The sequence below is a fragment of the Myceligenerans xiligouense genome (genome assembly GCF_003814695.1).
In the GTDB taxonomy this organism is placed as follows: domain Bacteria; phylum Actinomycetota; class Actinomycetes; order Actinomycetales; family Cellulomonadaceae; genus Myceligenerans; species Myceligenerans xiligouense.
Window position 1 is genome coordinate 883,790 of sequence record NZ_RKQZ01000001.1, and the last position, 22,449, is coordinate 906,238.

Consider the following 22,449-nt stretch of genomic DNA (forward strand, 5'->3'; position numbering starts at 1 on the left):
ACGGCGGGTGACGCCCGCCGTCAGTCGTCGTCGCCGGCTGCGGGTCCGGGTGCCGAGCTCGCCCGTTCGGTGAGCACCGGGGCGAGCAGCCTCGTCTCGGACGGCTGGTCGCCGTCGAGCCTGGTCATCACCATGTCGACGGCGACCCTGCCGATGTCCTCGGCGGGCAGGTCGATGCTGGTCATCGGGATGCGCTGGGAGAGGGCCACGTCCCTGGGGCAGACCGCGACCACCGACATGTCGGCGCCGACCACGATGTCGTGCTCGGCCAGGCGGGACAGCACGTGGGGGAGCGCGCCCTCGTTGTGCACGACGATCCCCGTGGTGTCCGGCGCGGTCGCCAGCAACGTGTCCACGGCCTCCGCCGCGCCCGACGGCGAGGAGTCGCACGCCTCCACGTGCACGGCGACGTCGGAGGCCGTGGCCTGGTTCCGCAGCCCGCGCATCAGCCGCTCGGCGTACGAGGTGTGTCGCCGCAGCACCTCGGGCGGTGAGCCGATGAGTGCGACGTCGGTGTGCCCCGCCGCCGCGAGATGCCGGACGGCGAGCCGCCCGGCGGCCTCGAAGTCGAGGTCGACGCAGCTGAGCCCTTCCGGGTCCTCCGGCAGGCCGACGAGCACGGTCGGCTGCTTGGCGGCGGCCACCAGGGGCACCCGGGGGTCGTCCGCCTCGATGTCCATCATGACCAGGGCGTCCACCATCGAGCCGCCGGTCACGCGGTCGAGGCCGCTCACGTCGTCCTGGGTCAGCAGCAGCACGTCGTGGTCGAAGTCCCGCGCGCGGGTGACCACGCCCGTGACGAACTGCATGATGACCGGAACGTTCACGCCGACGCGCAGGGGCGCCATCAGCGCGATGACGTTGGTGCGGGCCGAGGCCAGGGCCCGCGCCCCCGCGTGCGGCCGGTAGCCGAGCTTCTCGATGGCGCGCTCGACGCGTGCGCGGGTGGGAGCGGAGATGGGCCGCTTGCCCGACAGTACGTACGACACGGTCGAGGCAGAGACTCCGGCTGCCTGGGCGACGTCGTCGATCGTGGCCACGATGCTCCTCCTGGTCGGGTGCCGCGGTGCCTGGTGCGGCGGCAGGTCGTGCGCTCGGCGCATGCCGGCACATCAGTGTGCCTCATCCTAGGGAAGCGCTTCGACGGAGCACCAGCAGAATTCGCCGAGCAGGGCACTAGACACAAGTCCCTGCCTACGGCTAGCGTGTTGAATCGCTTCGACGACGGAGCAAGCGACGAGCCGGACACAGAGGTCCGGACGGGAGGGTGACGATGCCGACGATGCCGATGACCGAGCGCTTCGCCGCGCTGGTGGCCGAGGCCGGTATCTGCTTCGGCGGGGACTACAACCCCGAGCAGTGGCCGCGCGAGGTGTGGCGCGAGGACGCTCGCCTGATGCGGCGGGCCGGCGTCAACCTGGTGACCGTCGGCGTCTTCAGCTGGGCGTCGTACGAGCCCACGCCCGGCGCGCGAGAGTTCGGCTGGCTGGACGAGGTGCTCGACGTCCTGCACGGGCACGGCATCGGCGTGGACCTGGCGACCCCCACGGCGTCGCCGCCGGCCTGGCTGGGCGTCCGTCACCCCGAGACCCTGCCCGTGGACGCGGACGGGGTGCGGCTCGTGGCCGGCTCCCGGAACCACTTCAGCCCGGCCTCGCAGGTCTACCGCGACGCCGCGCTCGCCATCACGCGCGACCTCGCCCAGCGGTACGCGGACCACCCCGCGGTACGGATGTGGCACGTCGGCAACGAGCTGGGGCAGGTCTGCTACGGGGACGAGGCCGCCGAGCGGTTCCGCGCCTGGCTGCGTGCCCGCTACGGCGACATCGACGGCCTCAACGAGGCCTGGGGCACCACGTTCTGGTCGCAGCGCTACGCCGAGTTCGACGAGATCCTGCCTCCGCGCCGCATGCCGTACCACCCCAACCCGACGCAGTCGCTGGACTGGCGCCGGTACTCGTCCGACCTGCTGCTGGACATCTACCGCGAGCAGCGCGACACCGTCCGCGCCGTGGACGACACCCGCCCGGTCACCACCAACTTCATGGGCTTCTTCCCCCTCGCCGACTACGCGTCCTGGGCCCCCGAGCTCGACGTCGTCGCGGACGACGCCTACCCCGACCCGGCCGACCCGCACGCCCCGTCGTCGTCGGCGCTGCGCCAGGACCTGATGCGCTCCCTGCGCGGGGGAGAGCCGTGGCTCCTCATGGAACAGGCCGCCGGCGCGGTGAGCTGGCGGCCGCACAACCTGCCGAAGTCGCCCGAACGGTCGCGGCTGGAGTCGCTGCAGGCGGTGGCCCGGGGCGCGGACGGCATCTGCTTCTTCCAGTGGCGGGCCTCGCGCGCCGGAGCCGAGCGCTTCCACTCCGCGATGCTTCCCCATGCCGGGCCCGACACCCTCGCCCACCACGGGATCCGCCGTCTCGGCGCGGATCTCGCGCGCCTGCGGCCCGTCACGGGCGGGCGTGTCCCCGCGCGAGTGGCGCTGCTCTGGGACTGGCCGTCCTGGTGGGCCGCCACCGAGGTGGCCCGGCCGACCGACCGCCTCGACCCGATCGAGCAGCTCGGCGCCTGGCATCGCGCGCTGTGGACCGCCGGCGTGGCGACCGACGTCGTACGCCCCGGGTCCGGCCTGGACGGATACGACGTCGTGCTGGTGCCCAGCCTGTACGTCATCGAACCGGCCGACGCCGAACTCCTGGCCGGCGCGGTGGAGCGGGGCGCGAGCCTCGTCGTCGGGCCGTTCAGCGGTGTCGCGGACGGGAACGCGCACGTGCGCCCCGGGCGCTTCCCCGTGCTGCTCGCCGGCCTGCTCGGCGTGAGCGGCGAGGAGTGGGCCCCGCTGCCGGACGACGGCGTGGCCCTGAACCCCGCGGGTCGAGCGGCCGTCCTGGGCGAACGCCTCCGTGCCGACGGCGCCGACGTGCTCGCCAGGTTCGCGTCCGGCCACCTGGCGGGCGCCCCCGCGATCACGCGGCACACGGCGCCGGGCGACGAAGCCTCCGGCTCCGGAACCGCCTGGTACCTCGGCACCGTGCCCGACGACGAGACGCTCGCCGCGGTGCTGCGCGCGGCGCTGGAGGAGGCGGGCGTCGGGCCCGTGCTGCCCGGCCTGGCCGGCCTCAACGCGGGGCGCGCCCCCGGCGACGAGGTCGAGGCCGTGTACCGCGGCGACGTCCTGTTCCTGCTCAACCACTCCGGCGAACCGGCGCGCCTCGACGTGCCGGGGAACTGGACCGAACTGCTCACCGCCACGCCCGTTTCGGGCGAGGTGACCGTGGGACCGACCGACGCGGTGGCACTGCTGCCGGCCGACGTCGGGCACTGAGCCCTCATCGGGCTCTGGGAAACAAGGAGATAGGCAATGCACCACAACCGAACGACGACCCTGGTAGGAACCGCCCTGGCGGGCGCCCTGGTCCTGGCCGGCTGCACCGGCCAGACCGGCGGCGGCGACACGGACGACAGCACGCTGACCATCTGGCACTACGAGAACGACGACTCGGCGATGGGCCAGGCGTGGGCCGAGGCCATCCGCATCTTCGAGGAGGAGAACCCGGACGTCACCGTCGAGGTCGAGAAGCAGACGTTCGAGCAGATCCAGAAGAACGCCAAGATCGTCCTCACGGGTGACGACGTGCCCGACGTCATGGAGTTCAACAAGGGCAACGCGACCGCGGGCCAGCTCGCGGCCCAGGGCCTGCTGACCCCGCTGACCGACCAGGCCGCCGAGCGCGGCTGGGACGAGAAGCTGACCGGATCGCTGGCGACCACGGCGATGTACGACGAGCAGGGCCTCATGGGCTCCGGCGAGTGGTACGGGGTGCCGAACTACGGCGAGTTCGTGGGCGTCTACTACAACAAGGAGATGTTCGCCGAGCACGGCCTCGAGGAGCCGACCACCCTCGAGGAGTTCGAGGACGTGCTGGCGGCCTTCCAGGAGGAGGGCATCACCCCGCTGGCCGAGGCCGGCGCCGAGTACCCGCTGGGCCAGCTCTGGTACGAGCTCGTGCTCGCCTACGGCGACCGCGCCCTGGTGGACGGCTACCAGCTCTTCGCCGACGACGTCGACTTCCACGGCGCGGCGATGACGCAGGCCACCGAGAAGCTCGACGAGTGGATCGACAAGGGCTACATCGCCTCCGACTCGGCGGCGCTCACCGCCGAGGACATGGGCGTCTCGTTCATCGACGGGACCTACCCGATCATGGTCAGCGGCTCCTGGTGGTTCGGCCGCCTCGCGACCGAGGTCCAGGCGGACTGGGGCCAGTTCAACTTCCCCGGCAACGCACTGCACCCGGGCTCCTCCGGCAACCTGTGGGTCGTCCCGGCGAACGCGGACTCCACCGGCCTGGCCGAGGAGTTCATCGACATCACGCTGCGACCCGAGGTGCAGAACGTGCTGGCCACCGAGGGCGGCCTGCCCGTGGCGGGCGACCCGTCGGTCATCGACGACGAGCGCACCCGCGAGCTCACCGAGAACTTCCAGGCGATCCTGGACGACGACGGCCTCGCCTTCTACCCCGACTGGCCGGTCCCCGGCTACTACGACGTGATCGTCAGCCAGCTCCAGTCCCTGGTGAACCGCTCCAAGACCCCGGACGAGGTGCTGGACGGGCTGCAGAGCGCGTACGACGACGGCAAGGCCGACCTGCTCGATGGCTGACAGCACCAGCATCCTCACGGCACGGCGCTCGCGGGCGGGGCGGCGCCCGCGAGCCCCGCGCCGCGGCCGGGCGGCCTGGGTGGGCTACCTGCCCTACCTGCTGCCCGGTGCGGTCGCCTTCGCCGTCGTGATCGGCTACCCGCTCCTGTCGAACGTGTACTTCAGCCTGTTCAAGTGGCGCGGCGGCATGGCGCCGCTGCGCTGGAACGGGCTGGGCAACTACGCGGACCTGCTGGGCGACGACCAGTTCTGGACGTCGTTCGGCAACTCGCTGGCCATGATCGTCGCGATGGTGCTCGTGCCCACGATCGTCGGGCTGCTGCTCGCGGCGGTGCTGTTCGACTACCTCGGACGGCGGTTCGGCGAGCGGGTCTCGTCGGTGCTGCGGGCCACCTACTACCTGCCGCAGATCCTGCCGGTCGCCGTGGCGGGCGTGCTGTGGAACTGGATCCTGAACTCGCAGACCGGCGCGCTCAACGAGATCCTGCGCGGCATGGGCATCGACGCGCCGCCCAACTGGCTCGGCGACCCCGCCACCGCGCTGCCGGCCGTGATGCTCGTCCTGATCTGGATCCAGATCGGCTACCCGGTGGTCATCTTCATGGCGGCGCTCCAGCGCGTGGACCCGGAGCTCTACGAGGCGGCCGAGCTCGACGGCGCCGGCTGGTGGCACCGGTTCCGGGCCATCACCGTGCCCCAGATCCGGCCGGAGACCTTCGTGGTCACCCTGACCTGCACGGTGGCGGCCCTCAAGGTGTTCGCACCCATCTACGTGCTGACGCGCGGCGGCCCGGAGAGCTCGACCCTGGTGCCGAGCTACTACTCCTACCTGAACTTCTTCGACAAGTCCCAGGTCGGGTACGGGGCCGCGATCGCCACGGTGCTCACGCTCGTGATCGTCGTGCTGGCCGTGATCATCCTCGGCCTGCAGGGCCGGGCGGAACGACGTGAGCGAGAGGGGATCTGACATGGCTGTCGCCACACCTACGCGTGCGCCCGAGGTGCGCCGCTCCGGCATCGACTCCCGCTACCGGCGCGGGGTCGGCCGCTGGCTCGTGCTGGCCGCGGCCGTCGTCGTGGGGCTCATGATCCTCGCGCCGTTCGGCATCATGCTGCTCAACGCGGTCAAGTCACCGCAGGACTACTCGGCCAACGGCCCGCTGTCCCTGCCGTCGAGCATCTACCTCGACGGGGTGCTGGCCTTCTGGGAACGGACCGAGTTCCCGGTCAAGCTCTGGAACTCCGTGTTCATCTCGGCCGTCGTGGCCGTGCTGGGCGCGCTGCTGTCGCTGCTCAACGCCTACGCGATCGGCATCGGCCGGGTGAAGGGGCGGCTGTGGATCGTCACGCTGTTCCTGCTGGCGAACATGCTGCCGCAGGAGGCCCTGATCTACCCGCTGTTCACGATGGCGCAGTCGGTGGGGCTGTCGAACTCGCAGTGGTCGGTGATCATCATCTTCACCGTCATCCAGTCGGCGTTCGGCACCTACCTGCTGGCCTCCGTGCTGGGCACGTTCCCGCCGGCGCTCCTGGAGGCCGCGGCGCTCGACGGCGCGAGCCGGTGGCGCATCCTCTGGCAGGTCGTGTTCCCGATCATGCGGCCGACCCTCTCGGTCCTGATGATCTTCTTCTTCATCTGGACCTGGAACGAGTTCTTCATCCCGCTGGTCATGCTGACCACGAACGACACCCAGACCATCCCGATCGCCCTGGCCTCGCTGCAGGGCGACCGGATGATGGACGCCCCCACCATCAACGCGGGGACGCTCGTCTCCCTCGTGCCCGCCGTGGTGTTCTTCCTCATCTTCCAGCGCACCCTGACCCGGGGCGTGACCGCTGGGGCGGTCAAGTGACCGCACTCAGCTCGCTGGACCACGACCCCGACCAGGATCAAGCGAGGTATCAGGCATGAGATTCACCGACGGCTACTGGCAGCTGCGACCCGGCGTCGGAATGCTCCGACCCCGGGACGTCGACGCCGTGGAGGCCGGCGCCGACACCCTGACGGTGTACGCGCCCACCGCGCCGATCATCCGGCGGGGCGACACGCTGAACCGTCCGGTCGTCACCGTGACGTTCGACGCTCCGGCGGACGACGTGATCGGCGTGCGCATCGAGCACCACCAGGGCCGCCGCGACCCCGGGCCACACTTCGCGGTCCACCGGGAGCCGGGCGCGGTCAAGGTCGTCACGCCGCAGGCTCTGGGCGACGGCCCGGCGGAGCTGACCTCGGGCGGCCTCACGGCCCGCGTCGCCACCGACGGCGCCTGGCAGGTCGACTTCGTGGCCGACGGCGAGGTGCTCACCTCGTCGTCGGCGCGGAGCATCGGCATCGCGACCACGCCCGAGGGCGACTTCGTGCACGAGCAGCTCGCGCTCGGCGTCGGCGAGCACGTCTACGGGCTGGGGGAGAGGTTCGGCGCGTTCGTGAAGAACGGCCAGAGCGTCGACGTCTGGAACGAGGACGGCGGCACGGCGAGCGAGCAGGCCTACAAGAACGTGCCGTTCTACCTCACCGATCGCGGCTACGGAGTGTTCGTGGCACACCCTGAGCGGGTGTCGTTCGAGGTGGGGTCCGAGGCGGTCAGCCGCACCCAGTTCTCGGTGCCGGGCCAGTCGCTCCAGTACTACGTGATCCATGGGCCGACGCCGGCCGACATCCTGCGGCGCTACACCGCCCTCACGGGGCGGCCCGCCGCCGTCCCGGCCTGGTCCTACGGCCTGTGGCTCTCGACGTCGTTCACCACGAACTACGACGAGGCCACCGTCACGAGCTTCATCGACGGCATGGCCGAGCGCGACATCCCGCTGTCGGTGTTCCACTTCGACTGCTTCTGGATGCGCCAGTTCCACTGGTGCGACTTCGTGTGGGACCCGGCCACGTTCCCCGACCCCGAGGGCATGCTGGCCCGGCTGCACGACCGCGGGCTGAAGGTGTGCGTCTGGATCAACCCGTACATCGCCCAGCGCTCCCACCTGTTCCGCGAGGGCAAGGAGAAGGGGTACCTGGTGACCACGCCCGACGGCGACGTCTGGCAGTGGGACAAGTGGCAGGCCGGCATGGCCCTGGTCGACTTCACCAACCCCGACGCCACCGCCTGGTACCAGGACAAGCTGCGCGTGCTGCTGGACCAGGGCGTGGACTGCTTCAAGACGGACTTCGGGGAGCGCATCCCCACCGACGTCGTCTGGCACGACGGGTCCGACCCGCAGCGCATGCACAACTACTACGCGTACCTGTACAACGAGGTGGTCTTCGGCCTGCTCGAGCGGGAGCGAGGACGCGGGGAGGCCGTCGTGTTCGCCCGGTCCGCGACCGCGGGCACCCAGTCCTTCCCCGTGCACTGGGGCGGCGACTGCGAGTCCACGTTCGTCTCCATGGCGGAGTCGCTGCGGGGCGGCCTGTCGCTGTCGCTGTCCGGGTTCGGCTACTGGAGCCACGACATCGGCGGGTTCGAGGGCACGCCGGACCCGGCGGTGTTCAAACGCTGGACCGCGTTCGGCCTGCTGTCCTCGCACTCGCGCCTCCACGGGTCCGACTCCTACCGCGTGCCGTGGGCCTTCGACGAGGAGGCGGTCGACGTGCTGCGCCGCTTCACCAGGCTGAAGATGTCCCTCATGCCGTACCTCGGCCAGGCGGCCGCGCAGGTGGAGAGCGACGGCACCCCCCTCATGCGCGCGATGGTGCTGGAGTTCCCCGGCGACCCCGCGGCCTGCACCGTCGACACCCAGTACATGCTGGGTGACAGCCTGCTCGTGGCCCCCGTGTTCCGTGCCGACGGGCGCGTGAGCTACTACCTGCCCGAGGGGGAGTGGAGCCGGTTGCTCCCGGCGCTCGCCGACGGCGCCCGCGACGCGGGTGCCGGGACGGTCCGCGGCTCGCGGTGGATCACCGAGGAACACGGCTTCGACTCGCTTCCCCTGCTGGCGCGGCCGGGGTCGGTCGTCCCGGTGGGGGCTCACGACCACCGGCCGGACTACGCCTGGGCCGAGGGCGTCACCCTGCACTGCTTCGAGCTCCCCGACGGGTTCGCGCGCGACGTCGTCGTGCCCGGCGGGACCGGGGAGCCCGCGCGGTTCACCGTGCGCCGGGCCGGTGACACGGTGCGGGTGACCTCCACCGACGCGCCCGCGGGATGGGGCGTCGAGATCGCCGGGCGCAGCGTCCGCGCGGAAGGCCCCGGCGAGGTGGTGATCGCCCTGGCCGGGTGATCCACCGGAGCGGGCGCCGCCTATCCGGTGGGTGCGTCCAGGTCCGTGCCACCGCGGAGCACGGTGGCACGGGCCGGGGCGCCCACCGGACCCGGCGGACCGGCAGGCACGTGCAGGGATGCCGGGGGTACGACGACGTCGTACCGGGAGCCGAACCCGGTCCGCCGGGAGTGCGTGACCTCGCCGCGCCGGTAGGTGACCTCCGGTGTGGTCAGGATCGCGTCGATCGCCGCGGCCAGGGCCGCCTCCACTGCTGACATGCTGCATCCCTCCGTCACCCGCCGGTAGTAAACATGTTCGAATATACCCGCACACCTCCATCCCCACCATCCGGTTTACCGCTCCGGTGGTCACGGGTGACGATAGAGCCGGTGGCTGACATCGACGGCGGCGATGCCGCCACCCGGCAATGAAGTTCGAGATCGATTTCACGGAGAGACACATGGCGACACCGAGCGATGCCCGCACCTTCCCCGACGACTTCGTCTGGGGATCCGCCACGGCGTCCTACCAGATCGAGGGCGGCGCGACCGAGGGCGGCCGGGGCCCCTCGATCTGGGACACCTTCTCCCACACCCCGGGCAAGACCCTGAACGGCGACACGGGCGACGTGGCCGACGACCACTTCCATCGGTGGCGGGAGGATGTGCGGCACATCGCGGACCTCGGCCTCGACGCCTACCGGTTCTCGATCGCGTGGCCGCGCGTGCAGCCGGGCGGCAGCGGCGATTTCAACCCCGAGGGAATCCAGTTCTACTCGGACCTGCTGGACGCGCTGCTGGAGGCCGGCGTCAAGCCCGTCGTCACGCTGTACCACTGGGACCTGCCGCAGGAGCTCGAGGACGCCGGTGGCTGGACCAACCGCGCCACCGCCGAGGCGTTCGCCGTCTACGCCCGCCGCATGGCCGAGGAGTTCGGCGACCGGGTCGACGTGTGGACCACGTTGAACGAGCCCTGGTGCACGGCGCTCCTCGGTTACGGCTCGGGCGTCCACGCACCGGGGATCAGCGACCCGGTCGCCGCCCTGACGGCGATCCACCACCTGAACCTCGCCCACGGACTGGCGGTGCGGGAGATCCGCGACGTCGTCGGCGCCTCGGCGAAGGTGTCGATCACGCTCAACCTGCATGTCGTGCGGCCCGACGACCCGTCGTCGGACCTCGACCTCGACGCCAAGCGCAAGGCCGACGAGATCGCCAACGACTCGTTCCTCGGCCCGCTCCTGGAGGGCGCCTACCCCGTCGGCCTGCGGGAGCGCACCGCCTCGCTCACCGACTGGTCGTTCGTGCGCGACGGCGACCTGGAGATCGTGAAGCAGCCGCTCACGGTGCTCGGCGTGAACTACTACTCGACCGCGCGCGCACGGGCCTGGTCGGGCGAGGGCGAGCGGCAGCAGGCCGACGGGCACAAGAACTCCGCGGGCACTCCGTGGATCGGCGCCGAGGACGTCGAGTTCCTGCCCCAGCCCGGTCCGTGGACGGCGATGGGCTGGAACATCGAGCCGGCCGGCCTCACCGACCTGCTCCTCGAGATGCACGAGCGGTACCCGGGTCTGCCGCTCATGGTCACGGAGAACGGCGCGGCGTTCGACGACGAGGTCACGGTGACCGACGGCGTCGCGCGCGTGCACGACCCCCTTCGCGTGGGGTACCTCCACGACCACGTCGAGGCGCTCGGCCGGGCCCGGGACAAGGGCGTGGACGTGCGCGGGTACTTCGCCTGGTCCCTCCTGGACAACTTCGAGTGGGCGTACGGCTACGACCGCCGGTTCGGCATCATCCGGGTCGACTACGAGACCCAGGAGCGCATCTGGAAGGACTCGGCCCACTGGTACCGCCGCCTGGTGGCGACCGGTACGCTCCCCGCGGTGACCGACGTCGAACCCCGGTGACGGACCGGAGCCGGGCCCTGGTGCGGCCCGGCTCCCCGGGCCCCGGCGGGCCGGGCTCCTCGTTCGCCGCGGGTCGCGTGCCGTCGTGCGCTCGCGTGCGCCCGGCCCGCGGTGACGGTCCGGCCTGTGAGGCGCGCCTCGCGTGAGACACGCCCACGGGTGCGACACGCCGCGAGTTCAACTCGGGTTCGTGCGTCGTTGGTGGGTGGTTAGTCCTTTTTGACGGGACGTTTCGAAGGGCCGGGCGGCGCCCGACGGCGGTCCGGAAAGTGGCGTTCGTGAGGTGGTCCGGCGGTCCGGCGTGTCGCGTTCCGAGGGTGCCTGACGGGCAGGGACGGGCGCCTCGCGAGGTGTCGCGGACCCACCTCCGGGGTGGTGGCGGGGTGCCGTGGCAGCATGGTCCGCGGGCGGTGCCCGGCGGTCCGGCGCACGCCCCGCACGGGTTTGCCGTGGGCGTCAACCACAAGATGTCGTTGCCGAGCGGGCGTCAGACACTAGGTGTAGTGTTTTCCGTAGCGGGGCAGATGCGACTCCGCGCAAACCACATCGGTGTAGTTCCACCAATGTTTTTCGAGGTCAACGGCATCCAAGGGGAGGGGCGGACATGAGCGTCACCGTCTACAGCAAGCCGGCGTGCGTCCAGTGCGACGCAACGTACCGCGCACTCGACCGCAAGGGCATCGAGTACTCGGTCGTCGACATCACACAGGACACCGACGCGCTCGAGATGGTCCGCGGCCTCGGGTACCTCCAGGCGCCCGTCGTCGTGGCGGGTGACGCGCACTGGTCGGGCTTCCGCCCGGACCGGATCATGGAGCTCGCAGCCACGCAGGCGGTCGTCGCCTGACAACCCGCGGAGGCAGGGTCGGAGTCATGGGATCCCTGGTCTACTTCTCCAGCGTCTCGGAGAACACGCACCGGTTCGTGCAGCGCCTCGATCTCGAGGCACTGGGCATCCCGGTGCGACGGATCCCGCTCCGGCCGGCCGACGGGTTCCTGCGGGTCGACGAGCCGTACGTCCTCATGGTTCCCACCTACGGTGGGGGCAACGAGGGCGGCTCGGTCCCGCGCCAGGTCCGCAAGTTCCTGAACGACGAGCACAACCGGTCGTTCATCCGCGGCGTCATCGCCGCCGGCAACACCAACTTCGGGGCTGCGTACTGCATCGCCGGGGACATCATCGCGGCCAAGTGCGACGTCCCATACCTGTACGCCTTCGAGCTCCTGGGCACAGCGCAGGACGTCACGCGCGTCCGCAACGGATTGGCACGATTTTGGCAACAGCAACCACAGCACCATCCCCGGCAGGTACCGCTCTCGGCGTGAGTGCGGTGGCGCCGGAGGACATTCAGCCGGACTTCCACGCGCTCAACGCGATGCTGAACCTCTACGGGGCCGACGGGAAGATCCAGTTCGACAAGGACCGTGAGGCGGCTCGCCAGTACTTCCTGCAGCACGTCCTGCCGAACACCGTCCAGTTCGAGACGCTGGAGGCGAAGCTCGACCACCTCGTCGAGAACAAGTACTACGACCCCGAGGTTCTCGGGAAGTACTCGCGGGCGTTCGTCAAGACCCTGTTCCAGCGGGCGTACAGCAAGGGCTTCCGGTTCGAGACGTTCCTCGGCGCGTTCAAGTACTACACGTCCTACACGCTCAAGACGTTCGACGGGACGAAGTACCTCGAGCGCTTCGAGGACCGTGTGTCCATGGTCGCGCTCGGCCTGGCCGACGGCGACGAGGCGCTCGCCGAGCGCATCGTCGACGAGGTGATCGCCGGGCGGTTCCAGCCGGCGACCCCGACGTTCCTCAACGTGGGCAAGGCGCAGCGGGGGGAGCCGGTGTCGTGCTTCCTCCTGCGCATCGAGGACAACATGGAGTCCATCGCGCGCGGCATCAACTCGGCGCTGCAGCTCTCCAAGCGTGGCGGGGGCGTGGCGCTGCTGCTCAGCAACGTCCGCGAGCACGGCGCGCCGATCAAGCACATCCAGAACCAGTCGTCGGGCGTCATCCCGGTGATGAAGCTGCTCGAGGACTCGTTCTCGTACGCGAACCAGCTCGGTGCGCGTCAGGGGGCGGGCGCCGTCTACCTGCACGCGCACCACCCGGACATCATGCGGTTCCTCGACACCAAGCGGGAGAACGCGGACGAGAAGATCCGCATCAAGACCCTCTCCCTCGGTGTCGTCATCCCGGACATCACGTTCGAGCTCGCCAAGAAGAACGCGGACATGCACCTGTTCAGCCCGTACGACGTCGAGCGCGTCCACGGCAAGCCGTTCGCGGACGTCTCGATCTCCGAGAAGTACGACGAACTGGTGGCGGACGACCGCATCCGCAAGACCACGATCAACGCGCGCGACTTCTTCCAGACGCTCGCGGAGCTGCAGTTCGAGTCCGGCTACCCGTACATCATGTTCGAGGACACGGTGAACCGGGCGAACCCGATCGCGGGCCGCATCACCCACTCGAACCTGTGCTCCGAGATCCTGCAGGTCTCGACGCCGTCCACGTTCAACGAGGACCTGTCGTACAGCCACGTCGGCCGCGACATCTCGTGCAACCTCGGCTCGCTGAACATCGCCAAGGCGATGGACTCGCCCGACTTCGGGGCCTCGATCGACACCGCGATCCGCGCCCTGACGGCGGTCAGTGACCAGACGAGCATCGACTCGGTGCCGTCGGTACGGCATGCCAACGAGCTGGGGCACGCGATCGGGCTGGGGCAGATGAACCTGCACGGCTACCTGGCACGTGAGCGGATCTACTACGGCTCCGCCGAGGGCGTCGACTTCACGAACATCTACTTCTACACGGTCGCGTACCACGCGATCGCCGCGTCGAACCGTCTCGCGAGGGAACGCGGGAAGAAGTTCGGCGGGTTCGAGGAGTCCCAGTACGCCACGGGGGAGTACTTCGACAAGTACACCGACGGGGAGTGGAAGCCGGCCACCGAGCGGGTGGCCCGGCTGTTCGCCGACGCCGGTGTGGAGATCCCCACGCAGGAGGACTGGAAGGCCCTCAAGGCGTCGGTGATGGAGCACGGGATCTACAACCAGAACCTGCAGGCGGTCCCGCCCACGGGCTCGATCAGCTACATCAATAACTCCACGTCCTCCATCCACCCGGTGCCGGCCAAGGTCGAGATCCGCAAGGAAGGCAAGCTCGGCCGCGTCTACTACCCCGCGCCGTACATGACGAACGACAACCTGGAGTACTACCAGGACGCGTACGAGATCGGGTACGAGAAGATCATCGACACGTACGCGGCGGCGACGCAGCACGTGGACCAGGGCCTCAGCCTGACGCTGTTCTTCCCGGACACGGTCACCACGCGCGACGTCAACAAGGCGCAGATCTACGCCTGGAAGAAGGGCATCAAGACCCTGTACTACATCCGCCTGCGTCAGATGGCGCTGGAGGGTACCGAGGTGGAGAACTGCGTCAGCTGCATGCTCTGATGCGCTTGGACGGTGCGCCCGCGGTGCCGCGGGCGCACCCGCACCGACCATGAACAACCTGGCCGCAGCCGTCGCACGTCGCGAGCGGCGCCGCCGTCGTACATCGGAAGAAGAACGAAGATGTCGCCCACAGGGAAGCTCAAGCTCATCGATCGCGTGACCGCGATCAACTGGAACCGCCTGGAGGACGAGAAGGACCTCGAGGTCTGGGACCGTCTGGTCGGGAACTTCTGGCTTCCCGAGAAGGTGCCGGTGTCCAACGACATCCAGTCGTGGCACACGCTGTCGGAACCCGAGAAGGTCATGACGACCCGGGTGTTCACGGGCCTGACGCTGCTGGACACGATCCAGGGCACGGTCGGCGCGGTCTCGCTCATCCCGGACGCGCTGACGCCGCACGAGGAGGCGGTGTACACGAACATCGCGTTCATGGAGTCGGTGCACGCCAAGAGCTACTCGTCGATCTTCTCGACGCTGCTGTCGACACGGGAGATCGACGACGCCTTCTCCTGGTCCGAGAACAACCCGCACCTGCAGAAGAAGGCGGAGATCGTCCTCGAGTACTACCGGGGCGACGATCCCCTGAAGCGCAAGGTCGCCTCCACCATGCTGGAGTCGTTCCTGTTCTACTCCGGCTTCTACGCGCCGATGTACTGGTCGAGCCGGGCCAAGCTCACCAACACCGCCGACCTGATCCGGCTCATCATCCGCGACGAGGCCGTGCACGGGTACTACATCGGCTACAAGTACCAGAAGGGCCTGGCGCAGCTCACGCAGGCCGAGCAGGACGAGCTCAAGGCGTACACGTTCGAGCTGCTGTTCGAGCTGTACGAGAACGAGTCGGAGTACACCGAGTCCCTCTACGGCGAGCTGGGCCTGGTCGACGACGTCAAGGCGTTCCTGCGGTACAACGCCAACAAGGCCCTGATGAACCTGGGCTACGAGGCGCTGTTCCCCAAGGAGGACACGGACGTCAACCCGGCCATCCTCGCGGCGCTGAGCCCGAACGCGGACGAGAACCACGACTTCTTCAGCGGGTCGGGTTCGAGCTACGTCATCGGCAAGGCCGTGGAGACCGAGGACGACGACTGGGACTTCTGAGACTGCTCTCGGAGCCAGTGGCCCGGAGGGCCTGGTGAGGGGCCCGGAACCGCAGGCGGTTCCGGGCACTTCTTCGTGCCGACATCCGCCAGACATGGGACGTCGGAGATGGACGAGTGGGAGCCGTGCGCCGTCGCCGCCGAGCGCCAACCTCAGGCACCAAACGAATGACCGAGCTCAGTTCCAGCGCGGGGACATCGAGTGGCCCGACGACGGAACCGCGACCCTGAACGTGAGCCGCCAGCTCAACGCCAACACCGGCTACAGCCCCCGAACATCGGTAGCGTAGTTTGGCGAAGAGTTGTCGTGTGGGACAGCGAACATCGGTAGTGTAATGAGCCGGAAAACTGTAGCGCAGGCACCTGCGGACCAAGCGCGGTGACCGGGAAAGCTTCAGTCGATGGTCAGGACGGTCTTCCCGTACGTCCGCTCCGTGCCGGCAGCGAAGGCGTCCGGTAGTTCCCGCCACGGCCGCACAGCTCCGACCACCGGGTCGAGGCGCCCCTCGTGGATCCGCGTCGCGAGCCACGTCATGTCGGGGCCGATGTTGGCCTCGGCGCCGAGGAAGAACGTCGTCAGGGACCGGTCGTGCCGGCCGGAGTCGCCGAACAGGTCCCCGTACGTGAAGCGTTCCTCCTCCCCGGCCACGTGGCCCAGTGCGACGAGCGTGCCGCCCGGCGCGAGCCGCGCGAACGCCCGCACCAGATGGGAGCCACCCAGCAGGTCGAGCACCCCGGACACGTCGTCATCCAGGTCGGACGGCGAGGCGACCACCTCGTGCGCGCCCAGCTCGACCAGGCGCTCGCGCGCGGCAGGATTCCTGGTCGTGGCGACGACCTCGGCACCGGCACGGGCGGCGAGCTGTACGGCGAACAGCCCGACGACGCTCGTGCCGCCGACCACCAGCACCCGGCGGCCGAGGACCGGGCCGAGGCGGCGAAGACCGCGCAGGGCACTGGTCGCGGCGACGGGCACGACGCTCATCGCGTTCGGGTCGGCACCGGCGGGAGCCACACCTACGGACTCGGCGGTGACCAGCCGCCGCTGCGCCCACGCGCCGTCCGGCCCCAGCGAAGCCACCACCTGGCCGAGGCGTGGACCGGTCCCGTCGGCTGCCTCGGCGACGACGACACCCGCGGCGTCCCAGCCGGGGATCGTGCCGTCGGGCAGGCTCGGCAGCCCTTCGAGGTCGCCGTGGTTCGGCGCGAAGGCCTGCACCTGGATGACCGCGTCGTGGGGCCCGGGTGCGGGATCGGGCATCTCGCCCAGGCTGAGGTGGCTGGGTGACGTGTGGTCGACTGTCCATGCGAGCATGGCGCTACTGTATGCCAAATGCCACTGAGTGCCAGTTTGCTAGGATGGCCGCATGACGATGCAGCCCGCGACTGGCACGCTCCGCACCAGGCGCATCGCACGCAGCAGGCAACGTCTCGTGGAGATCGCGCTTCCGGCCTTCGCCGAGCGCGGGTACGACGCGGTGACCGTCGACTGGCTGTGCGACCAGGCCGAGGTGTCCAAGCGCAGCTTCTTCCGCTACTTCGACGGCAAGGAAGACCTCGCGCTGACCCCGCTGAACGACGTCTGGCGCACCCTCATCGCCGACCTCGACGCGGTGCTCGCCCGCAGCGGGCCGCTGCTGGAGGTTCTGGGTGACGGGCTCGTCGAGGTCGTCGAACGCATGCCGCCCGGGTGGGAGCGCCTGGCGGTGCTGAGCGCGCGCCTGAGCGGCACCAACCCGGTGGTCGACGCCGCGGGCATGCTGGTGTGCGAACGTTTGACACAGCAGGTGGTCGACGCGATCACGGCGCGACTCTCCGGCAGGTCCGGAGCGGACCTCTCGGCGCGCTTCGTGTGCGCTGTCCTGATCGCCGGCCATCGGGCCGCCGTGGACACCTGGCAATCGGCGCCCGGTGCCGAGACGACCGCGACCCGCGCCGAGCTGTGCGCGCTGATACGAGCATCGCTCGCGGCCGCCCCGGCAGGTCTGGAGACCAGGCTTCCCTGAGGGCAATCAAGGAACACTCGATGCAACATGCATCGCATGATCCTTGTGCACGCCAGGCTGCCGGACAGGGCCAGAAGGGGCGAGGCCTGAGTGGAGCGAGTGCCGGCGTCGGCCGGCCAAGGGCCCGGAACCGTGGAATCCCGCGGCTCCGGGCCTCTTGCGCGCAGCCTCGCCGAGGATGTCAGGCCCTCACTGCGGGGTGCACGTCGCCGTCGGTGCGGTGCCGGCCGGCCCGTTGCCGACCAGGCCGAACGCGGACTGCATCGTCTGCCCGGCCGCCACGCCGCCGTTCCAGTCGACGTTCGTCGCCGTCACGGTCGACCCCGAGGTCGACACGGTCGCGTTCCAGCTCGAGGCGATGGACTGCCCGGAGGCCAGGGTCCACCGGACCTCCCAGCCGCTGATCGCCTGGGCACCGGCCGTGACGTCGACGTCGGCCTGCCAGCCCGAGCCCCAGTCGTTGACGATCCGGACGGTCGCGGAACAGCCGTCCACGGGAGGATCGGTCGGCGTCGGCGTCGGCGTCGGCGTCGGAGTTGGTGTGGGTGTCGGTGCCGCGTCGTCCAGCCCGAAGAACTCGATGGCGGCCTGTTCCATGCCGTTCGACGGCAGGGAGTGTCCGGCTCCGGCCACCGAGATGGACTCGACCCGGACGTTCCCGCTCGAGTCGGCGAAGTTCGAACGGTTCCAGCCCGGCCCCGGCTGGTCGGTGGAGGTCGGCGTCTGGCCGAGACCGAGCACGTCGGTCCACTGCTCCATCTCCTCGCGCAGGAGCTGGTGCGGGATGAGATTGTCCTGGTCGCCGTGCCAGAGCTGGACGCTCGGCCGCGTGCCGGAGTACCCGGGATAGGCCGCGCGGACGGCATCGCCCCACTGCTGCGGGCTCTGGTCCTTGCGGCCGTTGACGCATTGGCTCGTCTGCGGGGCGAAGTCCGCCTCGTTGAGGAAGCACGTGAACGGCACGCCCATGAATACCGTGCCGGCGGCGAACACATCCGGGTAGAGCGCGAGCATGGCGTTCGTCTCCATGCCGCCGGAGGAGCTTCCGGTGACGAAGACCCGGTCGGCGTCGCCCGAGTACTCCTGCAGGGTGTGGGCGACCATCGAAGCGATCGACGCGGGATCGCTGCCGCCTCCCCGGTGCTTCGACGCGTCGGACCAGACATCGAAGCAGTTGCTCATCGCCGTCTGCTTCGTCGCGGTCGGGTAGATGACGATGAAGCCGTGCTGGTCCGCGAGAGACGCGAACTGGGAGCCGGAGTAGAAGCCCGGGCCGGAGCCGCCGCAGCCGTGCATCGCCACGAGCACCGCGGGATTCGCGGGACGGGTGTCGGGGACGTACAGGTGCATTCGAAGATTGCCCGGGTTGTCGCCGAAGCTCGTCACCTCCCTCAGTGTCGCCGCGCTGGCCGTGGGTGCGACGCCCACCGCTCCCGCCACCGCCAGCAGCAGCCCGCTGAGGAACACCGCGATCGTGGTCTTGGTTCGGGTCATGGCACCTTCCTCTCACCTCGTCGTGTCAGAAACGCTCGGTGAGATCGTTTGCCAAATTCGTGACGCCCGTCAAGGAACTGACTGAACTTATTCGTTTCGCTGGAGGTGTCGTCCCCGGACACGACATCGCCGGGGCGGGAGTCCCGCCCCGGCGATGTCATGTCTGGCTCGGATCAGTGGTTCGGGCGTGACCGCCCTGATCGCCTCGCCCCGCGCGATGGCCGGGGCGAGGCTTCGGGCGCGGTCAGGCGGCCTTCTTCGCCTCGATGATGTCGACGACGAAGATCAGCGTCTTCCCACCGAGCTGGTGGGCGTTCGGGTCGGTGCCGTACGCCTGCTCCGCGGGCACGACCAGCATCACCTGGCTGCCGATCTTCTGGCCCGCGAGCCCTTCGGTCCATCCTTCGATCACCTGGGTGAGGGCGAACGGCGTGGGCTCGAACCGGGACCAGGACGAGTCGAACGGCGTGCCGTCGACGAGGCAGCCGAGGTAGTGCGCGGTGACCTCGTCGTCCTTCGTGATCTCGCGTCCGTCGCCCTCGATGAGGGGCTGCACGACGAGCTCGGAGGGCTCCTCGAAGTCCTCGGCGATGGTGACGGTGGGGGCGCCGTTGTCGGCGAGCTCGACGGTCGGAAGGCCGGCCTCCGGCTCCACCGCGGTGCCCTCGGCGCGCACCGGATCGGCGGCGGGCTCCGCGTCGACGACGTCGACCACGTGCACCTCGGTGGCGCCCTCCATGCCCTGCCAGGCGATCACCACGCGCGCACCGACGTTGAGGCCGGTCAGCGGGTCGTTGAGGATCTGGAAGCTCGGGTCGCCGAGCGCGAACTCCTGCGGCGACTGCCCCTCGTCCCAGGTCGAGGGCCGCGGCTGGCCGTCCTCACCCTGGAACGGCTTGCCGTCCTCGCCGCTGACGCCGTAGTCGTGGAAGGTGACCTTGCCGCCCTGCTCGAGCTGGGCGCCGTCGCCCTCGTCGAGCACGTTGACGGCGACACCCTCGACGGCGAGCGGCGTCTCGAAGGAGACGTCGCTCGGCTTCTTGCCGGGCTGCCCGGCCACCTCGACGCTCTGGACGGCCTCCTGGTCCGCCTCGGTGGCCTCCGGCGGGCCCTCGGCCTGCGCTGCCTCCGGTTCGCAGACGCCGCCGGCGACGATCGGCTCCGCGCCGGCACCCGACGCGTCCGCGGACGGGCTGGGCGACGCATCGGCGTCGCCGGAATCGTCGCCGTCACCGCATCCGGTGAGCACGAGGGCGGAGCCCAGGGCGAACGCCACCAGGCCTGCTGTGGTGCGGTGCTTCACGTTGTGTCCTTCGATCGGGGGTAGTGCCGGACCGGCACACTGTAACGGTCCGAGCCTGGAATCTCCTGGACCGTGGTGGAACACCCCGGCGGCACCGGTCCCGCCTCCGTCGTCGTCGGCGCGCACGGCCACCGGCGGGCCGGCACCGCCGTCGCCGGCGCGACACGGCCTCGCCGGGCACCGCCGCCCGCTCGCCGGAGCCTGGAAGAATGGCGACATGCCGTCCAAGCGCCGATCCAGCAAGCGACCCTACGGAGCCGAGCACCGCCCGCTCGACCTCGACCGGGCCACGGGCGGCCGCCTCACCGAGTCCGCCTCCGACGGCGAGTGGGTGGTCCAGCACGTCCGCTCGTCCGAGAAGACCTACGTCTGCCCGGCCTGCCGACAGGACGTGCCACCCGCCACGGCGCACGTCGTCGCCTGGCGGTCCGACGTCATCGGCGGCCCCGACGCCGGCCTCGAACAGCGCCGGCACTGGCACACCAGCTGCTGGCGCCGCCGCGAGAACCTGCACTGACGGCCCGTGGCCCGATCCGGGTGAGAATGGACCCGATGACTACCCAGACCTCGCATCAGATCCGTTCCACGACGGTACTTCCCGCGCACCGCGAGAATGTCGAGCTGCACACGGCGGACGGCCTGACGCTCGTGGGTGAGCTCGCACAGCCCGTCGAGCCCGACGGCACCCCGCGCACGCCGTCGGCCACCCTGGTCACCTTTCACCCGCTGCCGACGCACGGCGGCTTCATGGACTCCCACGTGTACCGCAAGGCCGCCTGGCGGCTCCCCGCGCTGGCCAACCTCTCCGTCCTGCGGTTCAACACGCGCGGCACGAGCTCGCCCCGCGGTACCAGCGAGGGGGAGTTCGACGGCGGCGAGGGAGAACGGTACGACGTCGCCGCGGCCATCGAACTGGCCGAGTTCCGCGAGCTGCCGAACCCGTGGCTGGTCGGCTGGTCGTTCGGTACCGAGCTCGTCCTGAAGCACGGCGCGGACCCGGGCATCGAGGGCGCGATCCTGCTGTCGCCGCCCCTGCACCGCGCGACCGACGCCGACCTGGACCGCTGGGCCGAGTTCGGCAAGCCGCTCGTGGTGCTGGTCCCCGAGCTCGACGACTACCTGCGCCCGGACGAGGCCCGCCGCAGGTTCGCCCGCGTCCCGCAGGCCGAGGTGATCGGCGTCGACGGCGCGAAACACCTGTGGGTAGGGGAGTCGGCCGTGCGCCGGGTGCTCGACGAGATCGTGGGCCACGTGCTCCCCGGCCACCCGCTCCCGCTGCCGACGCACTGGGAAGGTGCTCTCCCGGACGCGTAGCGCCCGCGCCGGCCGTGCGACGCCCTCGCGACCGCGCCGTCGGGCACTAACCTGGGACGAGGGGCGGGGGTCGCCCCGGAGCGAGGGGCGCGGTCGCCCCGCAAGGAGGCGCGGCAATGACTCGGACGACTCCGCTGAACACGATCGACCTGCGGGTGGGCGGCGGTCTTCCGCTCGTCCTGCTGCACGGCTTCCCGCTGGATCTACGGATGTGGGCCCCGTGCGCGGCGGCGCTGCCTCCGAGCATCCGGGCGATCGGCGTCGACCTGCCCGGCGCCGGGCACTCCGACCTCGACGGCGCCCGGCCCTCACTCGAGAACAGCGCCGAGCGCGTGCACGACACCCTGCGGGAACTGGGCGTCGGCAACGCCATCATCGTCGGCCTGTCGATGGGCGGGTACGTCGCGCTGGCGCTCGCCGACCTGTATCCGGGGTTCGTCGCCGGGCTCGGGCTCGTCGACACCAAGTCGGTGGCGGACACCGACGAGGCGCGGGCGAACCGGCGCCGGATCGCGAGTGCCGTCGAGGAGACGCAGACGGTCGACGCGGTGCTCGGGATGCCGGCGGCGCTGCTGTCGGACACCAGCGCCGTCGAGCGGCGGCATCTCTTCCCGGTGCTGGAGAGCTGGATCCACTCGCAGTCGCCCGCGGGCATCGCGTGGATGCAGCGCGCGATGGCGGCGCGGCCCGACAGGACCGCGGTGCTCGAGAAGTACGACGCGCCGGTGGCCGTCGTGGTGGGGGCCCAGGACAAGCTGGCCCCGCGCGCCGAGGCGGAGCACATGGCGGCCGCGGCCCGGATGGCCGGGGGGAACGTCACGCTGACCGAGGTTCCCGACGTCGGTCACATGGCGCCGGTCGAGGACCCGGAGACGGTGGCCCTCGCCCTGGCGGACCTGCACCGGCGCGTTCGGTTCCGCTGACCGCGGGCGTGAAGAACCCCGGCTGCCGGACGAAGGGTCGTCCGGCAGCCGGGGTTCTTCACGCAGGGCCCGCGGCGGTGCG

19 protein-coding genes are annotated in these 22,449 nt (G+C 70.3%); 14 read left to right on the plus strand and 5 right to left on the minus strand.

Going from position 1 to position 22,449, the window contains the following annotated elements; translation table 11 throughout:
* Positions 1–20: 20 nt before the first annotated feature.
* A complete protein-coding gene (locus EDD34_RS03755; RefSeq protein WP_123813382.1) occupies positions 21–1,040 on the minus strand; it encodes a LacI family DNA-binding transcriptional regulator in 1,020 nt (339 codons plus the stop codon).
* A gap of 233 nt (positions 1,041–1,273) precedes the next feature.
* On the opposite strand from EDD34_RS03755, the gene EDD34_RS03760 reads away from it, so the two are divergent.
* The 5 genes from EDD34_RS03760 to yicI are packed head-to-tail and all read left to right on the plus strand — an operon-like array spanning position 1,274 to position 8,878.
* Positions 1,274–3,328 carry a beta-galactosidase gene (locus tag EDD34_RS03760; protein ID WP_425462342.1) on the plus strand — a complete coding sequence of 685 codons (2,055 nt, stop codon included), beginning with the start codon at positions 1,274–1,276 and terminating at the stop codon, positions 3,326–3,328.
* 36 nt (positions 3,329–3,364) lie between these two features.
* A complete protein-coding gene (locus EDD34_RS03765; protein ID WP_123813384.1) occupies positions 3,365–4,666 on the plus strand; it encodes an ABC transporter substrate-binding protein in 1,302 nt (433 codons plus the stop codon).
* On the plus strand, positions 4,659–5,633 hold the full coding sequence (locus EDD34_RS03770; RefSeq protein ID WP_246012171.1) for a carbohydrate ABC transporter permease: 975 nt from the start codon (positions 4,659–4,661) through the stop codon (positions 5,631–5,633). Before EDD34_RS03765 ends, EDD34_RS03770 begins: the two co-directional genes overlap by 8 nt.
* Before the next feature lies 1 nt (position 5,634).
* On the plus strand, positions 5,635–6,519 hold the full coding sequence (locus tag EDD34_RS03775) for a carbohydrate ABC transporter permease (RefSeq protein WP_123813385.1): 885 nt from the start codon (positions 5,635–5,637) through the stop codon (positions 6,517–6,519).
* A gap of 55 nt (positions 6,520–6,574) precedes the next feature.
* Positions 6,575–8,878 carry an alpha-xylosidase gene (gene yicI / locus EDD34_RS03780; RefSeq protein WP_123813386.1) on the plus strand — a complete coding sequence of 768 codons (2,304 nt, stop codon included), beginning with the start codon at positions 6,575–6,577 and terminating at the stop codon, positions 8,876–8,878.
* 20 nt (positions 8,879–8,898) lie between these two features.
* Here the strand turns inward: yicI and EDD34_RS03785 are convergent, their stop codons facing one another.
* The gene (locus EDD34_RS03785; RefSeq protein ID WP_123813387.1) at positions 8,899–9,138 is read right to left on the minus strand and encodes a hypothetical protein; all 240 of its coding nucleotides are present in this window, start codon (positions 9,136–9,138) and stop codon (positions 8,899–8,901) included.
* Positions 9,139–9,320: 182 nt separating this feature from the next.
* On the opposite strand from EDD34_RS03785, the gene EDD34_RS03790 reads away from it, so the two are divergent.
* The 5 genes from EDD34_RS03790 to nrdF all read left to right on the plus strand — a co-directional run bounded on the left by EDD34_RS03790 (position 9,321) and on the right by nrdF (position 15,328).
* Positions 9,321–10,769: a GH1 family beta-glucosidase gene (locus EDD34_RS03790; RefSeq protein ID WP_123813388.1), complete on the plus strand. Its 1,449-nt coding sequence runs from the start codon at positions 9,321–9,323 to the stop codon at positions 10,767–10,769.
* Positions 10,770–11,373: 604 nt separating this feature from the next.
* Positions 11,374–11,616 carry a glutaredoxin-like protein NrdH gene (nrdH, locus tag EDD34_RS03795; RefSeq protein ID WP_123813389.1) on the plus strand — a complete coding sequence of 81 codons (243 nt, stop codon included), beginning with the start codon at positions 11,374–11,376 and terminating at the stop codon, positions 11,614–11,616.
* Positions 11,617–11,642: 26 nt separating this feature from the next.
* Positions 11,643–12,095 carry a class Ib ribonucleoside-diphosphate reductase assembly flavoprotein NrdI gene (nrdI, locus tag EDD34_RS03800; protein WP_123813390.1) on the plus strand — a complete coding sequence of 151 codons (453 nt, stop codon included), beginning with the start codon at positions 11,643–11,645 and terminating at the stop codon, positions 12,093–12,095.
* Positions 12,092–14,227 carry a class 1b ribonucleoside-diphosphate reductase subunit alpha gene (nrdE, locus tag EDD34_RS03805; RefSeq protein WP_123813391.1) on the plus strand — a complete coding sequence of 712 codons (2,136 nt, stop codon included), beginning with the start codon at positions 12,092–12,094 and terminating at the stop codon, positions 14,225–14,227. The genes nrdI and nrdE overlap by 4 nt, the downstream gene beginning before the upstream one ends.
* A gap of 120 nt (positions 14,228–14,347) precedes the next feature.
* The gene (gene nrdF, locus EDD34_RS03810) at positions 14,348–15,328 is read left to right on the plus strand and encodes a class 1b ribonucleoside-diphosphate reductase subunit beta (RefSeq protein WP_123813392.1); all 981 of its coding nucleotides are present in this window, start codon (positions 14,348–14,350) and stop codon (positions 15,326–15,328) included.
* 393 nt (positions 15,329–15,721) lie between these two features.
* On the opposite strand, the gene EDD34_RS03815 is transcribed toward nrdF, so the two are convergent.
* The gene (locus EDD34_RS03815) at positions 15,722–16,642 is read right to left on the minus strand and encodes a zinc-binding dehydrogenase (RefSeq protein WP_123813393.1); all 921 of its coding nucleotides are present in this window, start codon (positions 16,640–16,642) and stop codon (positions 15,722–15,724) included.
* A gap of 52 nt (positions 16,643–16,694) precedes the next feature.
* Between EDD34_RS03815 and EDD34_RS03820 the strand changes: the two genes are divergently transcribed.
* Entirely contained in the window at positions 16,695–17,333 is a 639-nt protein-coding gene (locus EDD34_RS03820) for a TetR/AcrR family transcriptional regulator (protein ID WP_123813394.1), read from the plus strand.
* 189 nt (positions 17,334–17,522) lie between these two features.
* Here the strand turns inward: EDD34_RS03820 and EDD34_RS03825 are convergent, their stop codons facing one another.
* Positions 17,523–18,827 carry an extracellular catalytic domain type 1 short-chain-length polyhydroxyalkanoate depolymerase gene (locus EDD34_RS03825; RefSeq protein WP_123813395.1) on the minus strand — a complete coding sequence of 435 codons (1,305 nt, stop codon included), beginning with the start codon at positions 18,825–18,827 and terminating at the stop codon, positions 17,523–17,525.
* A 244-nt stretch (positions 18,828–19,071) separates the two neighbouring features.
* Positions 19,072–20,130, minus strand: a complete 1,059-nt coding sequence (locus EDD34_RS03830; RefSeq protein WP_123813396.1) for an FKBP-type peptidyl-prolyl cis-trans isomerase — start codon at positions 20,128–20,130, stop codon at positions 19,072–19,074.
* 217 nt (positions 20,131–20,347) lie between these two features.
* Here EDD34_RS03830 and EDD34_RS03835 point away from each other — a divergent pair, with 217 nt between their 5' ends.
* From EDD34_RS03835 to EDD34_RS03845, 3 genes are all read left to right on the plus strand, one after another.
* The gene (locus EDD34_RS03835; protein ID WP_123813397.1) at positions 20,348–20,647 is read left to right on the plus strand and encodes a hypothetical protein; all 300 of its coding nucleotides are present in this window, start codon (positions 20,348–20,350) and stop codon (positions 20,645–20,647) included.
* A gap of 26 nt (positions 20,648–20,673) precedes the next feature.
* On the plus strand, positions 20,674–21,444 hold the full coding sequence (locus EDD34_RS03840) for an alpha/beta hydrolase (protein WP_123813398.1): 771 nt from the start codon (positions 20,674–20,676) through the stop codon (positions 21,442–21,444).
* A gap of 116 nt (positions 21,445–21,560) precedes the next feature.
* Entirely contained in the window at positions 21,561–22,367 is an 807-nt protein-coding gene (locus EDD34_RS03845) for an alpha/beta fold hydrolase (protein WP_123813399.1), read from the plus strand.
* The last annotated feature ends 82 nt before the right edge of the window (positions 22,368–22,449 follow it).

Bases quoted from the DNA above. Each gene is read 5' to 3' on its own strand.
- EDD34_RS03760 (WP_425462342.1), top strand. From the start codon at position 1,274: ATGCCGACGATGCCGATGACCGAGCGCTTCGCCGCGCTGGTGGCCGAG.
- EDD34_RS03765 (WP_123813384.1), top strand. From the start codon at position 3,365: ATGCACCACAACCGAACGACGACCCTGGTAGGAACCGCCCTGGCGGGC.
- EDD34_RS03770 (WP_246012171.1), top strand. From the start codon at position 4,659: ATGGCTGACAGCACCAGCATCCTCACGGCACGGCGCTCGCGGGCGGGG.
- EDD34_RS03775 (WP_123813385.1), top strand. From the start codon at position 5,635: ATGGCTGTCGCCACACCTACGCGTGCGCCCGAGGTGCGCCGCTCCGGC.
- yicI (WP_123813386.1), top strand. From the start codon at position 6,575: ATGAGATTCACCGACGGCTACTGGCAGCTGCGACCCGGCGTCGGAATG.
- EDD34_RS03785 (WP_123813387.1), bottom strand. From the start codon at position 9,138: ATGTCAGCAGTGGAGGCGGCCCTGGCCGCGGCGATCGACGCGATCCTG.
- EDD34_RS03790 (WP_123813388.1), top strand. From the start codon at position 9,321: ATGGCGACACCGAGCGATGCCCGCACCTTCCCCGACGACTTCGTCTGG.
- nrdH (WP_123813389.1), top strand. From the start codon at position 11,374: ATGAGCGTCACCGTCTACAGCAAGCCGGCGTGCGTCCAGTGCGACGCA.
- nrdI (WP_123813390.1), top strand. From the start codon at position 11,643: ATGGGATCCCTGGTCTACTTCTCCAGCGTCTCGGAGAACACGCACCGG.
- nrdF (WP_123813392.1), top strand. From the start codon at position 14,348: ATGTCGCCCACAGGGAAGCTCAAGCTCATCGATCGCGTGACCGCGATC.
- EDD34_RS03815 (WP_123813393.1), bottom strand. From the start codon at position 16,642: ATGCTCGCATGGACAGTCGACCACACGTCACCCAGCCACCTCAGCCTG.
- EDD34_RS03820 (WP_123813394.1), top strand. From the start codon at position 16,695: ATGACGATGCAGCCCGCGACTGGCACGCTCCGCACCAGGCGCATCGCA.
- EDD34_RS03825 (WP_123813395.1), bottom strand. From the start codon at position 18,827: ATGACCCGAACCAAGACCACGATCGCGGTGTTCCTCAGCGGGCTGCTG.
- EDD34_RS03835 (WP_123813397.1), top strand. From the start codon at position 20,348: ATGCCGTCCAAGCGCCGATCCAGCAAGCGACCCTACGGAGCCGAGCAC.
- EDD34_RS03840 (WP_123813398.1), top strand. From the start codon at position 20,674: ATGGACCCGATGACTACCCAGACCTCGCATCAGATCCGTTCCACGACG.
- EDD34_RS03845 (WP_123813399.1), top strand. From the start codon at position 21,561: ATGACTCGGACGACTCCGCTGAACACGATCGACCTGCGGGTGGGCGGC.